Source organism: Enterobacter cloacae complex sp. 370H10 (assembly GCF_050031535.1).
Lineage (GTDB): Bacteria > Pseudomonadota > Gammaproteobacteria > Enterobacterales > Enterobacteriaceae > Enterobacter > Enterobacter intestinihominis.
Window position 1 is genome coordinate 2,755,569 of sequence record NZ_JBLGWG010000001.1, and the last position, 16,285, is coordinate 2,771,853.

Annotated in this window: 15 protein-coding genes; 2 read left to right on the plus strand and 13 right to left on the minus strand. The window is 56.2% G+C overall.

The genetic code is table 11. The features are described from left to right. Positions 1-23: 23 nt before the first annotated feature. The 13 genes from ACQG2Q_RS13545 to ACQG2Q_RS13605 all read right to left on the minus strand — a co-directional run bounded on the left by ACQG2Q_RS13545 (position 24) and on the right by ACQG2Q_RS13605 (position 13,260). Positions 24-506 carry an Hcp family type VI secretion system effector gene (locus ACQG2Q_RS13545; RefSeq protein ID WP_014884229.1) on the minus strand — a complete coding sequence of 161 codons (483 nt, stop codon included), beginning with the start codon at positions 504-506 and terminating at the stop codon, positions 24-26. A gap of 180 nt (positions 507-686) precedes the next feature. Beyond that, positions 687-1,136, minus strand: coding sequence for a T6SS amidase immunity protein Tai4 family protein (locus tag ACQG2Q_RS13550; RefSeq protein WP_052952468.1), 450 nt, complete (start codon positions 1,134-1,136; stop codon positions 687-689). Further along, a complete protein-coding gene (locus ACQG2Q_RS13555; RefSeq protein ID WP_058646894.1) occupies positions 1,121-1,615 on the minus strand; it encodes a T6SS effector amidase Tae4 family protein in 495 nt (164 codons plus the stop codon). The genes ACQG2Q_RS13550 and ACQG2Q_RS13555 overlap by 16 nt, the downstream gene beginning before the upstream one ends. Positions 1,616-1,618: 3 nt before the next feature. After that, entirely contained in the window at positions 1,619-2,044 is a 426-nt protein-coding gene (locus ACQG2Q_RS13560) for a Rap1a/Tai family immunity protein (RefSeq protein WP_063849144.1), read from the minus strand. Between the two features lie 79 nt (positions 2,045-2,123). Further along, positions 2,124-3,623 carry a type VI secretion system contractile sheath large subunit gene (gene tssC, locus ACQG2Q_RS13565; RefSeq protein WP_006810956.1) on the minus strand — a complete coding sequence of 500 codons (1,500 nt, stop codon included), beginning with the start codon at positions 3,621-3,623 and terminating at the stop codon, positions 2,124-2,126. Positions 3,624-3,626: 3 nt separating this feature from the next. Continuing rightward, entirely contained in the window at positions 3,627-4,151 is a 525-nt protein-coding gene (gene tssB / locus ACQG2Q_RS13570; protein WP_022648413.1) for a type VI secretion system contractile sheath small subunit, read from the minus strand. A 75-nt stretch (positions 4,152-4,226) separates the two neighbouring features. After that, the gene (gene tssA, locus ACQG2Q_RS13575; RefSeq protein WP_063849145.1) at positions 4,227-5,243 is read right to left on the minus strand and encodes a type VI secretion system protein TssA; all 1,017 of its coding nucleotides are present in this window, start codon (positions 5,241-5,243) and stop codon (positions 4,227-4,229) included. Between the two features lie 11 nt (positions 5,244-5,254). Further along, a complete protein-coding gene (gene tagF / locus ACQG2Q_RS13580; protein WP_006810959.1) occupies positions 5,255-5,971 on the minus strand; it encodes a type VI secretion system-associated protein TagF in 717 nt (238 codons plus the stop codon). Between the two features lie 16 nt (positions 5,972-5,987). Continuing rightward, a complete protein-coding gene (gene tssM / locus ACQG2Q_RS13585; RefSeq protein WP_426759211.1) occupies positions 5,988-9,608 on the minus strand; it encodes a type VI secretion system membrane subunit TssM in 3,621 nt (1,206 codons plus the stop codon). A 2-nt stretch (positions 9,609-9,610) separates the two neighbouring features. Continuing rightward, a complete protein-coding gene (locus tag ACQG2Q_RS13590; RefSeq protein ID WP_023300334.1) occupies positions 9,611-10,849 on the minus strand; it encodes a DotU family type VI secretion system protein in 1,239 nt (412 codons plus the stop codon). 17 nt (positions 10,850-10,866) lie between these two features. Then, entirely contained in the window at positions 10,867-12,210 is a 1,344-nt protein-coding gene (tssK, locus tag ACQG2Q_RS13595; RefSeq protein ID WP_063849146.1) for a type VI secretion system baseplate subunit TssK, read from the minus strand. A 28-nt stretch (positions 12,211-12,238) separates the two neighbouring features. Further along, complete coding sequence (tssJ, locus tag ACQG2Q_RS13600; RefSeq protein ID WP_063849147.1) at positions 12,239-12,742, minus strand: type VI secretion system lipoprotein TssJ; 504 nt, start codon at positions 12,740-12,742, stop codon at positions 12,239-12,241. 23 nt (positions 12,743-12,765) lie between these two features. Continuing rightward, positions 12,766-13,260: a hypothetical protein gene (locus ACQG2Q_RS13605; RefSeq protein ID WP_023300336.1), complete on the minus strand. Its 495-nt coding sequence runs from the start codon at positions 13,258-13,260 to the stop codon at positions 12,766-12,768. A 929-nt stretch (positions 13,261-14,189) separates the two neighbouring features. On the opposite strand from ACQG2Q_RS13605, the gene ACQG2Q_RS13610 reads away from it, so the two are divergent. Together ACQG2Q_RS13610 and gap are read left to right on the plus strand one after the other, a co-directional pair. Then, positions 14,190-15,170 (plus strand): GlxA family transcriptional regulator, encoded by a 981-nt coding sequence (locus ACQG2Q_RS13610; RefSeq protein WP_023300337.1) that lies wholly within the window; start codon positions 14,190-14,192, stop codon positions 15,168-15,170. A 78-nt stretch (positions 15,171-15,248) separates the two neighbouring features. Further along, a complete protein-coding gene (gap, locus tag ACQG2Q_RS13615) occupies positions 15,249-16,259 on the plus strand; it encodes a type I glyceraldehyde-3-phosphate dehydrogenase (protein WP_023306461.1) in 1,011 nt (336 codons plus the stop codon). Positions 16,260-16,285 lie beyond the last annotated feature (26 nt).

Below are 16,285 nucleotides of genomic sequence, written 5' to 3' on the forward strand. Positions count from 1 at the left end.
GAGCCCTTTCGGGCCCACTCCTGTTATGCTTCTTTGTTTTCTTTGATGTTCCAGCCAGCGCTGCTTTCAGCACCTTTACCACCGGCAGTGGTCTGCTCCCAGTACTGCTGTTTCACTTTCGCAGCCTGGAATGCATAGGTCACGCCAACGGTATCGCCGTTGTCGGCACCGGTGTACTGAACGGAAGTCACGAGAACGTCTTCCAGGGTGATGCGGGTATATTCAACCTGCTGACCACCCGCTTTGCAGACGGACAGTTCAACTTTGGTCAGGTGCTTACCGCTTGCGCAGTGTTTCAGGATTGCTGTAGTGGATTTGTCGATCAGAGCGTTAACGTGCAGATCGTTAAAGTTAACCTTACCGGCACCGCCGCCGCCACCAACGCTCATATTACCCGGCTGGGACGCGCCCCAGGAGAAGGAGGTAATATCAGTCCAGCCGGTGTGGTTAGAATCTTTAGATTCGCCCGTAACACCCTCGACCTTCAGAAACATATCAATAGCCATAATATCTACTCTTCGTGGATGAACAATATTGCTTTCGAAAAAGCCCTTATATGGCAAACAGGAAAGCATGGGGCTGAATAAAACCGTCCATATTTTACCTCTGCCTCATATCAAACGACCCGTGTCATTTGACAGTCTTACATTCCCCCTGAATGAACGGAAAGAATGTGAAGTCTTTTACTACGGCGGATTATCCTGAATCCAGGTACGATCAGGATCGCCAATGATGAGCTGCGGAACCAGTTTATTCAGTTCGTCGCTATGATAAAGACGTAGACAATTTAAGGTTACGCCTTTTACATCAGGTTTGCGCTCCGAGTGGAAACCATTAATTTGGTTTTTATACTTCCCAATAATGGCGTTAACTTTGTCAGTACCGTTTTCAGCATCAAACGGCATCCACTCAATAAATGCACTCGCACTGCGGGCCGCATCAGCAGAAAATTGACTGCCTTTATCTGCAACCTGCGCAAGGCAGCGCGCCAGGACCAAATCTTTTACCACCTGCCGGTATGTTTGCTGCTGATAAAAATCAACGTAAGGGTTGTCACCGCGAGCAGAAAAAGATAAGCAAGTGAGCAAAAGAAATGCGGTCTTTAGAAACCGGAATATAATTATTTTAATTCCCAAAACCAGATTTCCTGACAGTACGGAAAGCAATCGGAGTTACATATAAACGAATTATTACTCAGAGGCTCGATAAGGTCGATATGACCACCCCCATACCCATCAATTTTATTGAAGAAAACAACACCTTTTCGGCCCAACATTGAGCGTGCACCAGCCTCGCGGTCTTTAAAGATTTCTGCCTTGCCAAACACATGGGATTTATAAAGCTGATCGGCAAGTAATTTTGCGCCAGGCTCGATTGTTTTTCCCTTATAGGGACCGGTCTTTATGGGTAAACGCCCTGTAAATTCAACATTGCATTTTAACAATGCCAGGCTCATTCTTACCGCACAGGTATTTTCGTATGCCGGTTGTTGCTTGATAATCGTCGAATAATCGTAGCCAATTTCTGAAAAAACCTGTTCACCCGAGGCAAAACCCGCGCGTGTGTGATTTGAAGAGTGATGCTGACGTTTAAGTTGTTCGTATAATGGTCTCATCTGTCACTCTCCTTTTTTGCACGGGCGTAATTCTTTCATGCCGTCAATGATGATTTTTGAAGCGCGTTCCTCGCCTTGCTGTTTCGATAAGTCCGCAAAACGAGAATAGAGAAACTCATGTATTGTATTTGGCAAAAAAGGCCTGCCCTTGCACCATGCAGTGCCCTCAGAAGCGTCGACTACGCCGAGAAGATACATATTTGCCTTAATGCGTTCACGTTCATTCGTTTTCGACAGCCAGGCTTTAGCAAAACGCTCTGCACTCAGATTTAAATCGTACCCTGTCAACAGCGTCGGATCGCGTTGGAAGTTTGATGTGTCATCCTGAGGCAATGCTTCCGCTTGAGGGTATTTGTAATTTCCTGCGTCCGCGCTTGCGAGAGTAGAAACTGCCAGCAAACTGGTCGCGATCAAAAGTATATTTTTCACCGTCTATCCTTATTCACTGACAGAAACAAACTAAGCTCTTCCGCTCAAATTGCCGGCCCCTTCGGGCCGGCAATCATCATTACGCGTCCTTCGTCTTCAGCGACGGCAGTTTAGATACCAGACGCAGGGAAACGGTCAGGCCTTCCAGCTGGTAGTGTGGACGCAGGAAGAACTTCGCGGCGTAGTAGCCCGGGTTGTCTTCAATTTCCTGCACCTGCACTTCCGCAGCCGCCAGCGGTTTGCGAGACTTGGTTTCCTGGGAGGAGTTAGCCGGGTCGCCGTCCACGTAGTTCATCACCCAGTCGTTCAGCCAGCGTTCCATCTCTTCGCGCTCGCGGAAGGAGCCGATTTTGTCGCGCACGATGCACTTCAGGTAGTGAGCAAAACGACAGCAGGCAAACAGGTAAGGCAGACGGGAGGCCAGGCGCGCGTTAGCGGTGGCATCCGGGTCGTGATACTCGGCCGGTTTTTGCAGGGACTGCGCGCCGATGAAGGCGGCGAAGTCGGAGTTTTTACGGTGAACCAGCGGCATAAAGCCGTTTTTCGCCAGCTCGGCTTCACGACGATCGCTGATGGCGATCTCGGTCGGGCATTTCATGTCCACGCCGCCGTCATCGCTCGGGAAGGTGTGGCACGGCAGGTTTTCCACCGCCCCGCCGGACTCCACGCCGCGAATCGAGGTGCACCAGCCGTACTCTTTGAAGGAACGGTTGATGTTGGCGGCCATCGCGTAAGCCGCGTTCGCCCAGGAGTAGCTGTTGTGGTTTGCGCCGTCGGTCTGCTCTTCAAAGTCAAAGCTGTCGACCGGATTGGTGCGAATGCCGTACGGCAGACGCGACAGGAAGCGCGGCATGACCAGGCCCAGATAACGGGCATCTTCCGATTCACGCAGTGAACGCCAGGCGGCGTATTCGGTGTTCTGAAAGATTTTTGTCAGGTCGCGCGGGTTAGCCAGCTCCTGCCAGGACTCCATCTGCATCACGCCCGGCGCGGTGCCGGTAATGAACGGACAGTGGGCCGCAGAGCCGATGCGCGCCATCTCGCCCAGCAGCTCAACGTCCTGCGGGCTGTGGTCGAAGTAGTAGTCGCCTACGATGCAGCCAAACGGCTCGCCACCGAACTGGCCGTACTCCTGCTCGTAGATTTTTTTGAAGATCGGGCTCTGGTCCCAGCCCACGCCCTTGTAGCGCTTCAGGGTGCGGCCCAGCTCCTGCTTGGAGATGCTCATAAAGCGGATCTTCAGCATCTCGTCGGTTTCGGTGTTGTTCACCAGATAGCTCAGCCCGCGCCAGGCGCTCTCCAGCTTCTGGAACTCCTCGTGGTGAATGATCTGGTTCACCTGCTGTGAAAGCTGCTCGTCAATACCGGCAATCAGGTTCTGAATGGTGCGGTAGGTATCGTTTGAAAAGGTCACAGTGTTTTCCAGCGCCTGCTGCGCCAGGGTTTTTACCGCGCTTTCTACGGCAGAGCGCGCCTGATCGGTTTTCGGGCGGAACTCTTTATTCAGCAGCGCGCTGAACTCGTCCTGGCTGAAGGCCTGGCCCGCCTGCTGATCGTGTTGTTGAGTCTGGTTGCTCATCGATTATTCCTCGCTACCTTTCGCACTTTCGTCATTTTTTGGCATCTGGCTCAGGGATTTGAGCAGCGTCGGATCCTGAAGGATTTTTGCAATCAGCTCTTCCGCGCCGTTTTTGCCGTCCATGTAGGTCAGCAGGTTAGAGAGCTGGGTGCGCGCTTCCAGCAGCTTGTTCAGCGGCTCAACCTTGCGGGCCACCGCGTCCGGCAGGAAGTCGTCCATGCTGTCAAAGGTCAGATCGACGTTGAGCTTACCTTCGCCGGTCAGGGTGTTATCCACCTGGAACGCCACGCGCGGCTTCAGCGCCTTCATGCGTTCGTCGAAGTTGTCGATGTCGATTTCAAGGAACTTACGCTCGTCGACGGCTGGCAGGTTTTCCACCGGCTTGCCAACCAGATCGGCCATAACGCCCATCACAAACGGCAGCTGAATTTTGCGTTCTGCGCCGTAGATCTCTACGTCGTACTCGATCTGCACGCGGGGAGCACGGTTGCGTGCGATGAATTTCTGTCCACTGTTACTCATTGCCATGATGTTCTCCATCAAAGATGCGCGGTGAAGGTGAAACGGCAGACTCCATGCCTGTCGTCATAATGCCAGGACGCGTCATTCGCGGCGTCCAAAGATGTTTTCCAGTTGGTTAACGCCGTCTGGCGCCAGGTCGCGAATAATGTCCATAAAGTTGAGTTCAGACAGCCGCTGCACCCGTTCAATCATCAGCGGTGCGGGGTGGCTGGGTTCGTACTGCGCAAAATACTGTTTCGCTTTTTCCAACATCAGCTGCGCGTCGGCGCGGCTGGTCACCTGCACGCTGCGCCAGTCCGTCACCTGCTGAACGGGCGACGCGGTCACCGGCTGCGGCTCGGCGTGCTGCTCAGCCTGCGCGTCACGGTTCGGCAGCAACTTGCTGATATCGGTCACCTGACAGGCGCTCGAAACCAGCCCGACGGTTTTCAGCAGCTGTTCCATCTCCGGTACGCCACTTTCCCCGAGATAGTCGGTAAGCAGTTCGCGGATGGCGAGCAGGCGTTCGTTGATCACGATTACCGCTTCGGTGCCTGGCTGATCGCCCCGGGCCAGCTCATCGATCAGTCGTGGACGACCGCCCGGATAATCCGGACACTCTGTTTTAATGCCGTCAAGCAGCGCCTGGGCGTCACGGAGCGAAATCTCATCGCCGTTAGAGCGGAGCAGTGAGGCGTTACGCACCGCGACCGTCAGGTCAGATTTATCGCTCAGCCCGGCGAGGGCGTTAATGCGGTAGAACGGATCGGTTTCGCCATACTCTTCCAGCAGCGGGTAAAGTTGCTCCCAGTAACGGGACAGGGCTTCCTGCACCAGCAGTAGCCCGTCGGCGTAACCTGCCAGCCCGCGACGACGCGTCCAGGCATGGGTTAACGCCAGCATGACGCGAAGATCTTTGGTGCGGCCCAGCAGGCTGGTGGCGAGTTTTTCCACCGTGTTCCAGTCGGCAGGCTCTGCCGGAATGATGGTGTCGCCAAACTGCTGTTCGGCTTTGCCCTGACTGGCCTGCCCCATGGCCTGGAAATCAGCGTCGTACTCCAGGTTTTCACCGCAGGGGTTATCGGGGCTTATCGGCGCGAGAAATTCATCGATATTCATAAGATCCCTGCTTATTCAAACATAGGCGGGTAAAGACCGTGGCGGCCCGGACGGGCGCCGCCTGCCGGATCGAACAACAGCGTAAAGAGCTGCCCGGTGAAGTTTCCGCTGTGGACGTGGGTGTAAAGCGGATAGCCGTCGCAGCGGTTTGTCCACCAGTAGCTGGTCTGGCGCAGCGGATCAAAACACTCCGCCGCCTGCGGCCAGCCCAGCGTGCTCTGACCCTCGTCGTCATAGCCAATCACGTCGAGAATGTCGGAACGCTTTTGCGGCTCAACCGGCTGGGGCGCCGGGATGGTCATCAGCATTTCATCCAGCTGGGAGGCAGAATAGCTGTTACGCACCGCGTGCAGCCCCAGACGGCCAAGCTGCTGGTACCAGCTTTCAGCCTGCCCGAGCAGACGGGATGACCACTCGGCCGGGGTGAAGCTCAGTTGCAGGCATACCGGATAGTGACGGCCTACGCTGTCACGGCCCGGTAGCAGGCAGCCCATCTGAATCATCTGGCTACCAAGCATCGGCGGGACGACAAAGTTCCACACCGGGGCTTTAGAAAACGGGCGCTCACCGCTGCGCTGCTCTTCCTGTTGCCAGGCCAGCAGGCCGACCTGAAACCAGTGCGACCACTGGCGTTGCAGGGTATCCGGAAAGCGACGCTGCAAAAAATCTCCGGCGCTGGGTAATTTGCCATACCAGCTATAACGGTTCATCGCAGGGGTATTCGTCATACGGCTGTCCTTGCGGTTATGGGCATGAGAAACGGGGAAGCTGGAACGGGTTACGGATGCTGTTCGGGGCAAACTCCAGCGTGACCTGATGTCCGTCGACGTTGAAGGTGGCCTGACGGCTCAGGCTACCCGCGCCAGGGCTGGTGCGCGCCTTGTCGAAAAAGCGGTTCAGCGCCCAGGAACCGTTAGTCACCAGCGTTGCGGTGCTGCCATTGGCCAGACCGAGCTGCATACGCACCTGGTTCGTCCCGCCCGGCCCCGGCCAGGTCATGATCTGCATCGCCTGCGGACCGTGGCTGTAGCGCAGCAGTTGGCCGTCCACGTCCAGCGTCAGGTTCAGAATGGTATTGTCCATACGCACGGTGCGCACCGTCACCTTGAAGGATGGCGTGGTCGCGCCGTTTGCGAAGAAGGCATCGCGGACAGACTGCGCCTGCTGGAACGGACGCAGCAGCCCTTCACTGCCCGGCAGCGTTTTACCGTCGATGCCCGGCATAAAGCGCCAGTTCGCCTGGGTGGTGTCCACCTTGTTGGTCAGGTTGTCGCGGAAAAAGGTGTCCATCAGTCCGGTGCCCGGCGCGAACATGCGGGCGAGATCGTCCGGCGTCACCTCGGTGCTGGCGCTGCGCACCAGCGGATAACGCCCGGCAATCGCCTGACGGCAGAACCCACCCACTTCCACGTTAATGCGCTTACGCACGTTCTCCAGATCGCGACGCTGAGTGTCGCTGCTGGCGCCGACGGCCATATTGCTGAACATGGTTTGCAGCCCGCCCGGCAGACGTCCCGCGCTGGCTTGCAGGCGGCTGATTGCATCGCCGCCCGGCGCGGGCATACCGCTGTTGGCTGCATCCTGAACGGCGGTCAGGTAGCGATAAAGCTCGTCAACCTGCTTAAGAAAATCATCAAAGACGATGGTCTTGCCGCCCTTCTCCAGCGGCTGCGCCAGCTCAATCATCGGCGCATAGTGGTCGGTCACCAGTTGCTCAGGCGCCTGCGTCACAACCGCGCCCTGCGTCGGGGCATTGTCACCGTTGCTGAACAGCGCTTCCAGCGTGCGGGTGGCGCGGTTGCTTTGGTCTTCCGCTTTCTGCGCATCTTCCGGCGCAGGCGCAGTGCGCGACAGGGTCAGCACCTTGCTCAGGTTAAGTACCAGACGGCGCAGCGGCGAATTGGTGCCTGAAAGCAGGCGCGCGGTGTTGATACGCTGGGAAAGATCGGCGCTGTTGTTGAGCTGAATATCAGCGAGAAAGCGATCCCAGTTAACGATAAAGTCGCGCATGTAGAGCTGACGCACGGCGTTGTCGATCTGCTGTTTATCTTCCTGGGCAGTGGTCGCTCCCAGTACCCAGGCATCGTCCTCGTGCAGGGCAGTGGTCACGCTGTCGATCTGGTCGTTGAAGCTTTTCCAGTAGCCGTCCGGCGTGTAGAGGCCCGGTACGCCCTCACTCACCGGCTTGCCGCTTTTGCGCGAAAACACCAGCTCGCTCTGCGGGCCGCCGAGATCAGAAAGCGAAACCGGCTTCAGGTTCTCATCATGCTCCAGCAGACGTTTCAGGCGCCCATATACGCGTGTTGAGAGCGGCTGCTGGTTGATCAGCGCCCTCTCGCGGGCCACCAGATCCTCATCCTGCGCATACGGTGAAGCCTGAATTTTTGGCTCCAGCAGTTGCGTCAGGTGCCATTCCAGCTCCTGAAGCTGCGCCTGCGTCACGTTCTGCGGCAGGTTGCGTTGCAGGTTGAGCATCACCCACGAGTGCAGGAATTTACCGTCATAATGCTTAGGCTGGTAGAGCATCTGATAGGCTTTCAGCGCCTCATAGCTGTACTCCACGTCGCTGCCGTTGTCGTTGCGCAGCCAGGTGGTAATGTGCATCGCCACGGCAGGCAGCAGCATCTGATCCAGCGCCTTCTGATACAGAGACTGCGAGGCATCGCTGACGTCATCCCCGCGATAAAGCCCCATGCGGCGGGAAACCGGCGGGTTGTTAACGTCGAAGGCATCGCTTTTCGGCAGATCCACCAGGCTGTTAAGCAGCGGCAGAAGCGCAAACAGATCTCGCTGGGGCTGGTTTTGCAGCGCCTTGCTCTGCTGCTCCAGCATCGGCACTTTTGCATCTACCTCTTCCAGATAAGCTTTATTTTTGGCGTAGCTGGTCAGCCACAGACCACCCAGGATCACCAGCAGGGCCAGCAGCGCCGCGTAGCCGGACCACATCACGGCGCGGTTGCGCAGCTCCCACCAGCGGTTTTCCCCGGCGATGCCCGCTTCCTGGAAAATCACGTTTTGCAGCAGATTTTTAATGAAGAAGCTTTGGCCCTTCGCGCCCGGGATCGGCGCCTCTTTGCTTACCGAATCCCAGCGCGTGCTTTCCTCCCCTTCAGGTAAGGAGAGCGCGCGGTTCAGCTCGCCCATCACGCGGTCAAACGGCATCCCTTCCTGGGTGCCGCTGGCAAAGTAGATGCCGCGCGGCGAAAATTCGGTTTCGAAGTTTGAGCGGGCAAAGACCGTGCTCAGGTAGTCTGCCAGCAGCGGACGCAGCGCGGCGAACTCCTGCGGGAAGAGATAGGCTTCCGCACGGGTTTTGGCGTCATGCTCTTTAAGCATGGTTTCCGGCAGGCCAGCATCCAGACGCTGTTGCAGCAGTGAAAATTCCTGCTGGAAGTTGCCCATCAGGTCGTAATCGGCGTGTTTGGTCTGCTCCCACGGCAGCGTAAAGCCCCAGATCTGATCGCGCTGGGCTTTGTCGTAATCCGCAAACCAGGCGCGGAAGCCTTTAAGCAGATCCGCTTTGGTCACCATCACATACACCGGGAAGCGAATACCCAGCTGTTCATGCAGCTCGGAGAGACGCTGGCGCAGGTTGACCGCCTGCTGGCGGGAGGCCTCAGCGGACTGCGAAAGCAGGTCGGAAATGCTGATGGTGATAATCACGCCGTTGATGGGCTGGCGACGGCGGTATTTACGCAGCAGGTTGATAAATTCCAGCCACTCCCCGGCGTCCTGAACCTGCTCGCTCTCCTGAGTGGTGTAGCGCCCCGCGGTATCCAGCAGAACCGCCTCGTTGGTAAACCACCAGTCACAGTTGCGCGTGCCGCCAATGCCGCGCAGCGCGGTTTTACCGAAGCGGTCCGCCAGCGGGAATTGCAGCCCGGAGTTGGCCAGCGCGGTGGTTTTACCTGAACCCGGCGCGCCAATAATGACGTACCACGGCAGCTGATAGAGGTACTGCGTACTGAAGCGCTGCGTCCACTGCGCGCCATGTCCCGCTTTGCTGAAGTGGGCTTTTTTCAGCATCTGGGCGGCTTCATCGAAACGCCCGGCAAGGATCTGCTCCTCGCTGTTCAGACGTTTCTGCGGATCGGCCGCCTCCGGGCTGGTGGTATTTTCGTTAAGCTTGTCCATCAGCTTACGGTTCAGCCAGGCGTTATACAGCCGCGGCAGAATGTGGCTCTGGGCCCAAATCAGGTAGACCACCGCAATGCTGATGACGCGGTTCTGCTCTGATTCAAGGGGCCGGGTGTCCACGATGGACAACAGCGGGCCAATCATCCAGATGACCGCCGCGAGTGCCGTTACGCCCAGGAAGCTCCACAGAATGCGATTGGTCAGTATAGAAAGTAGAGTAGTCAGCATCCTTAGTTTCCTTGCGGCAATCCGTTCAGCTCGGCCTGGGTATTGTCAGGCGATACCAGCAGCGTAATCTCCACGCGGCGGTTACGGGCGCGATTTTCAGGCGTCGTGTTAGGCGCTACCGGGTTGATCTCGCCCCGCCCTTCGGCTTTGACGCGCTCAGGCTGCGAGAGGCTACCCTGGAGCTGTTTTTGCACCGAACGGGCGCGCTCAAGCGAGAGTTCATAGTTAGAGGCGAAGCGTGCGCTGCGGATCGGCACGTTGTCGCTGTACCCCACCACCAGAATTTTGCCGCTGACGTTATTCATCGCCTGGGCGATGCGGTCGATGACCGGCTCATAGCGATCGCGCACCACCGTTGAGGCCGAGGCAAAGAGTCCGTCCCCTTTCAGGATCACCACGCTGCGATCCGCCTCATCCTTAACGGCCACCAGACCGGCATCAATTTCCGGTTTCAGGAAGCCGCGCAGGTTCAGTACCGCCGGCAGCTGGCGCGCAGGTTGCTGGATCGTGGTTTCCGGCAGTTGGGACTGGTAAATTTTCGCCAGCACCGGGCTGGTGTTATCACCGAGACGCCAGTTCAGCACGATATAGAATAGGCAGGCGATAAAGCCGACCAGCGCCACGCACGCCCAGAGTGGAATCATCGGCCGCCAGAGCTTGCGCAGAACGGGGCGATCTTCCGGGTGCGGCGAGAGCGGCGGCGGGTAACTGCCGCGAACGCCACGGATCATCTGCCACAGGCGCTGTTTGATGGTTTCAAGCTGGGTCCGGCCATTGTCCAGCACGCGGTAGCGGCCTTCAAAGCCGAGCAGCAAACAGTAGTTGATCATCTCCAGCAGCAGAATGTGTTCGCGCGGATTCTGCGAAAGACGTGCCAGCAGCTGGAAAAACTTCTCGCCACCCCAGGTTTCGTTATGAAACGTCACCAGCAGACCATTGCTTGACCAGACGCCGCTGCTTCCCCAGGGGGTCAGAGCGGCGGCTTCGTCCAGCGCCGTGCAGAGGCAGTAGCGCGCGCCGACAATCACTTCATATGGTAAGCCCGCCTGCTGGCATCGCACCTCGAAACGGCGAATTTCGTCAATCAGGCGCTGGCGCAGCCCGACCTGATCGTCGTGGGAAACCGAATGACGGATTTGCGGAATCGCATTGAGCAGCGGATTGGCGGCCGCCACCAGCTGATTGTTCCCACTGGCTCCGGTAAACAGGGCATCACTGCCGGTATCCTGTCGTTCCTGCATATTAAGCGCTCGCTTTATTATTCTGTCGGGCTACGGATGGCCCAGAACTCCATATCGAGACCCGGGAATTCCCCTGCGAGATGCAGCGCGAATGCCCCAGACTTGTCCATCTCGTGCCACAGTTCGCTGCCCCTCTCGAGCTCGAAATAGCTGTAGCCTGCATGCCACGGGATCTGCGGCGGCGCGACGGGCATTGCCCGAAGCATGATGCCCGGCAGTTGGAGCTGAACCAGATCGCGAATTTTCGAGACTGGCGCAACCTTCATCTGGGCAGGGAAATGGGTTTGCAGGTGTTCGCCGGGGACATTGGCTTTTACCGCCAGCACGAAGCCAAATTCGCGGACCATGCTGGTCTCCGGTACGGTGGCGATGTTCAGTCCGTGAGAGCGTTCGTGCAGCGGCAGCTGGATGGCATGATCTTCCATGACCAGCGACAGCCCCTGACGCAGCATCAGCATCAGTTTGCCGAAGCAAAGGGCGAGATCGTCATGGTCGTATACCGGCAGTATGCTCTCTGCGGTACGCTGCGGCGTCCAGGTGGCGAGTTCCGTGGCAAACGGCAGCCAGCTTCGCCAGAGCGCTTCAGGGTGAAGCAGCGGCAGCGTTTTTAAATGTGAGATGTCGCCAAGGTGGCGGTTGATCAGCGAAAGAAGCGTGAACTCAACCATCTCGGACGTATTGAAACGCCCCGGCTGGCGCAGGCGGCCGCCGATCTGCTGGCTACGCTGCACCAGCAAGCCGTGCAGGTCATTGATCATGCCGTACAGCTGCGGGCTGTTATTGGCGTTCAGCATTGGCGGGATGTAGCTGTTATCCAGCCGCACGTGGTTGTCGTTGCGCTTTTCAGCGACGCACGCCACGCCGATGGCGGTCCATTCTGCCGTCAGATCTTTCTCCAGCATCAGGGTCAGACGCAGGCGGCCAAACTGAACCGTCGCTTCCCCGACCGACATGGCGTTGTCGTCTTCTACCTCTTGTTCAAACGTAATAAAACGCGCCAGAGAAGAGTGCTCCTCGCTGAAAATCACCTCTTCACGTCCACCGCGACGAACCGGCAGCGCAAGCACCACCTTTTCATTGGTAAGATTATCGGGGATTTTTAGCGGGGCCGGACCGTTGCGGTCGCTGCGCACCTGGAAAAAGGTGCCGTCAGGGAGCAAACCGCTACAGTAGCTCAGGGCAATACAGCCCTGGCGAAGCATCGCTTCATCCAGCTCAAGGTCGAGAAAGCCCCAGAGATACGAACGCTGCAAGGCCCCCCACTCACGAACGTGGTTGAGGAGGTAACTTTCTGTCCGCTGAAAATGGTGGGGACGCAGGAACATGCCCTCGGTCCAGACGACCTTTTCTGCTTTCGTCATGATGATCTCTTTCCTGTTATGAAGGGCGTTACTGGCTGATGACCCGGATACCATTTACGTCAAGGAAGACGCTGGCCTGGAGTTCATCTGCGGACCATTTCCAGAACTGGTAAATCGCGTTTTCGCCGGGAAGAGGCAAAGGAAGTGAGACGCGCCATTTTTTGCCGTCCAGTGCCTGGTATTCCGCCATTACGCCGATATAGCGCGCTTCCGGTGAGCTTTGACCGCTCAGGGTTTTCGAAAGCTGGCCCGGCATCAGGAAGAACACATCGCTGTTCAGCAGATTCGCGCCAAGCGTGGCTGACGCGTTGTTCTGTAAGGAGTAGAAGTCGCTGGACATGAAATCCGCATCGGATTTCAGCAGCAATACTCTGACCTTAAGCGGTGCAGAATCATTGATTTGAGGATGAGCCTGAAACTGAAGATTATAGCGGGAGGGGTCGCTGTGTGAAGACGACGTACAACCACCGATCAGCGCGAGAATCAACGCAAAAAAAGGGAACCACATCCGATGGAAATTTTTATTATTCATAAAAATATGCTCGTGAAACCCGTTTAGTTCAGGATCCAGGTACCGTTCGCGCTGTCTTTGCAGGCTTTGCTGTTGCCATCGACATCAACACAGGTGGTTTTCTTGCGCGCTTTAGGGCGCAGTGCCTGTTTACGCACGGTGGCTTCGTACTGGTCGGCCTTGATCACGGCACGCATCGGCACGTAACCAATCAGCTGTTCACTCCCATCATCGGCCAGCGCCATCCAGAAATGTTCAACCTGCCCAAGCACGACGTAAGTTTTTCCGGTCTCAAGCGTACGGATCACTTTTCCACCGTAGTCAGGACGGCTCATCAGGGATGCCGGGTACATAGCACGATACGGTTCATTCACCTGAGTGAACTCCGCCGGAGGGGTAACAGCGTGACGGTGCGTCAGCGTGATGCCATTAACCTGGCTGGTCACAATCGTATCATCGGTGATCGCTGGTTTTTGCGGCGCCTTACAGCCCGCCACCGCCATAACAAACAGAAGTGATAACAATACACGCAGTTTCATATGCTTTTCCGTAGCGATATTTAGAGGATGAAGAGAGGGGATAAAATTTGACTTAGGTGCTATTGTTAAAAATAGTCAGGTTTTTCCGGGGCGTTACTATTATTTGGGCATAGCTACCGCACGAGCCTTCGAGAATAAGGCCCAGCGTAATCCTGACATATTTTGACAAACGGTAAACAAGTTTACATGAGCTTATCACCTTTTCAATATTTCCTTTTTCGCTACTGCTGATTCATGAGGCATTCGCCTCACTCTGAGATTAATCTGAAAAATAGATAAATCACGCAATTAACTGATTTAAAGACAAAAAAATCCAAAAGAGAACCATTATCACTAACGTAATACCACTATTCCTGCCACTACCATAATTAGTAGAACGGAGAATTTTTCAGTTGCATATGAATATATCTCACACGAATTATTTGTTGTATCGATAGCAAATCGTCAATACTCAGGACGATGTCCCATCAAATTAAGAAAACACAGTAAGGATGAAAAAATTAATTTCACGCCGCAAATTAACTTTATGCTCTCCCCCTTCTTAAGATAATTTTCTTTCGTCTGGGCCGTATGAATAATTAAGCCTGACTACAATCTTGCTCGCCAAAGCATTGCTCAAAATATAACCCACCCTTTCCAGGTAATGAATAAAGACGCTGCTTTCGACAGGCGAACTTCATTTGGCATTTTACCGTCACTACACTATTGCTTGCTTTCCACCACTCCGACGATTTATTACAAACATGATGAAAATTTGTTATGAGTTCTTTGCTTTCCCGCACCATAGCTTACAGGCCGAGCGGTAAAAACAGGTTAAGTGGGTATCAAAATATGTGCCGTTGCCGGCATCGGGGTTGACCATAACCGTGCTCGGTAACTGTCAACGTCCTCCACTTGACTTATATTGTAAGAAAGGTACTTTTCAGGACATGAAGAAGATCCTGATAATTGTTCCTGATGGTGGCATGTTGTTTGAAGCCGCCGGTATAGCCGACATTCTGATGCAGGCCAACCGTCTGCACCCGGACGGTCTGGCGCAGCCCCGCTACCGCATCATTATTGCCACTACCCAGCCTCACCTGGTGATCCATGGCCAATCCGGCTTAAATCTGCTGGCGGACTATCGCCTGCCGGAGCTGGATCCGCGCGAGCCGCTGGACACGATTATCATCACCGGCCGTGGCATGAATGAGCAGGAAAGCACTGCGGTGGTGGACTGGCTGCACCTGGCCGCGCCGCATGCGCGACGCGTCGCCTCTGTCTGCGGCGGGGCCCTGCTGCTGGCACAGGCCGGACTTCTCGATGGGCGCCGGGCAACGACCCACTGGCGGCTTCTGGAAACGTTGAAAACCCGCTATCCTGCGGTCAACGTTGAGGGCGGCCCGCTCTATGTTCAGGATGGTCCCGTCTGGACATCCGGCGGCGTCAGTTCCGGGTTTGATCTGACGCTGGCGCTGGTGGAGGATGATTACGGCTTCACCCTCGCCCGCAACGTGGCGCAGGATATGGTGATGTACCTGCGCCGGCCTGGCGGCCAACTACAGTTCAGCCGCTATAATCTGGAGCAGTCCGGCGCGACCGGACCGGTTAGCGAACTGCAAAGCTGGATCCTGCAAAACCTCACCGCAGATTTGTGCGTCGAAAGGCTGGCCGAACGGGTCGCCATGAGTCCGCGCAATTTCACCCGCGTGTTCACGCGTGACGTCGGTGTACCTCCGGCCCGTTATGTCACCGAAGCCCGCCTGGCCGCCGCACGACAGCTTCTGGAGCAGACCCCGTATCCGCTTGAGGTCATTGCCGAAAAAAGCGGGTTTGGGACCAGCATCAACCTGCGCCGCGTTTTTGAAAAGCAGCTTCATCTCACGCCGGGCGAATATCGCCAGCGTTTCCACTGCCGCAGAATGGCGTGATCTGATCCTTTTTTGTCATTTACGCCAACCGACCTGACACCTACAGTAACTCCAGACAACACAGATAAGGAGTGCATCATGGTTAAGGTCGGTATTAACGGTTTCGGCCGTATCGGACGTAATGTCCTGCGCGCGGCGCTGGGCAATCCGGATCTCCAGATTGTGGCCATTAACGATCTGACGGACAGTAAAACCCTCGCCCATCTGCTGAAATATGACTCTCTGCTCGGCACGCTACCGGTACCTGTGGAAGCGGCGGACGGCGCGCTACAGGTTGACGGGCAACGCATCACCGTATTCAGTGAACGCGACCCGGCAAACATTCCGTGGAAAGACGCTGACGTTGAGGTGGTAATCGAAGCCACCGGTTTCTTCACCGAACGTGATAAAGCGGCGGTGCATATCACGAGCGGCGGCGCAAAACGCGTTATTATTTCCGCCCCGGCTAAAAATGATGATCTTACGGTGGTAATGGGCGTGAACCACACGCTGTACGATCCGGCCCAGCATTTTGTGGTCAGTAACGGGAGTTGCACCACTAACGGTCTGGCGCCAGCGGCGCAGGTGCTGCACCAGCAGTTTGGCATTGAACACGGGCTGATGAACACCACGCATGCCTACACCAACAGCCAGGCGCTGCATGACCAGCCAGAAAAAGATCTGCGCGGCGCGCGTGCGGCAGCATTATCGATTGTGCCTTATTCCAGCGGCGCGGCAAAAGCGCTCGGGAAAGTAATCCCCGAACTGGACGGTAAACTCACCGGGTATTCCCTGCGCGTGCCGGTGCCAGTGGTGTCGATTGTCGATCTGACGGTGACGCTGAGCCGCAACGTGACCGCCGAAGAGGTGAATGACGCGTTCCGTCAGGCTGCCGGTAGCGGGCCGCTGAAAGGCATCCTGGGCTACAGCGATGAACCGCTTGTCTCCAGTGATTATCAGGGCGACCCGCGCTCATCCATTATCGACGGGCTTTCAACGCTGGTGATTGGCGGGAATATGGTGAAGATCCTGTCGTGGTATGACAACGAGTGGGGCTTCTCAAACCGTCTGGTGGATTTGGCGGTGCTGATGGATAAAAAAGGGTTGTAGGGCTTAAGCCGGGTGGCATGAAGCTT

Coding starts and splice junctions, on each gene's coding strand:
- tssB (WP_022648413.1), bottom strand. CDS start 4,151: ATGGCAATGAGTAACAGTGGACAGAAATTCATCGCACGCAACCGTGCT.
- tssC (WP_006810956.1), bottom strand. CDS start 3,623: ATGAGCAACCAGACTCAACAACACGATCAGCAGGCGGGCCAGGCCTTC.
- gap (WP_023306461.1), top strand. CDS start 15,249: ATGGTTAAGGTCGGTATTAACGGTTTCGGCCGTATCGGACGTAATGTC.
- ACQG2Q_RS13555 (WP_058646894.1), bottom strand. CDS start 1,615: ATGAGACCATTATACGAACAACTTAAACGTCAGCATCACTCTTCAAAT.
- tssJ (WP_063849147.1), bottom strand. CDS start 12,742: ATGAATAATAAAAATTTCCATCGGATGTGGTTCCCTTTTTTTGCGTTG.
- ACQG2Q_RS13610 (WP_023300337.1), top strand. CDS start 14,190: ATGAAGAAGATCCTGATAATTGTTCCTGATGGTGGCATGTTGTTTGAA.
- tssK (WP_063849146.1), bottom strand. CDS start 12,210: ATGACGAAAGCAGAAAAGGTCGTCTGGACCGAGGGCATGTTCCTGCGT.
- tssA (WP_063849145.1), bottom strand. CDS start 5,243: ATGAATATCGATGAATTTCTCGCGCCGATAAGCCCCGATAACCCCTGC.
- ACQG2Q_RS13605 (WP_023300336.1), bottom strand. CDS start 13,260: ATGAAACTGCGTGTATTGTTATCACTTCTGTTTGTTATGGCGGTGGCG.
- tagF (WP_006810959.1), bottom strand. CDS start 5,971: ATGACGAATACCCCTGCGATGAACCGTTATAGCTGGTATGGCAAATTA.
- ACQG2Q_RS13590 (WP_023300334.1), bottom strand. CDS start 10,849: ATGCAGGAACGACAGGATACCGGCAGTGATGCCCTGTTTACCGGAGCC.
- ACQG2Q_RS13545 (WP_014884229.1), bottom strand. CDS start 506: ATGGCTATTGATATGTTTCTGAAGGTCGAGGGTGTTACGGGCGAATCT.
- tssM (WP_426759211.1), bottom strand. CDS start 9,608: ATGCTGACTACTCTACTTTCTATACTGACCAATCGCATTCTGTGGAGC.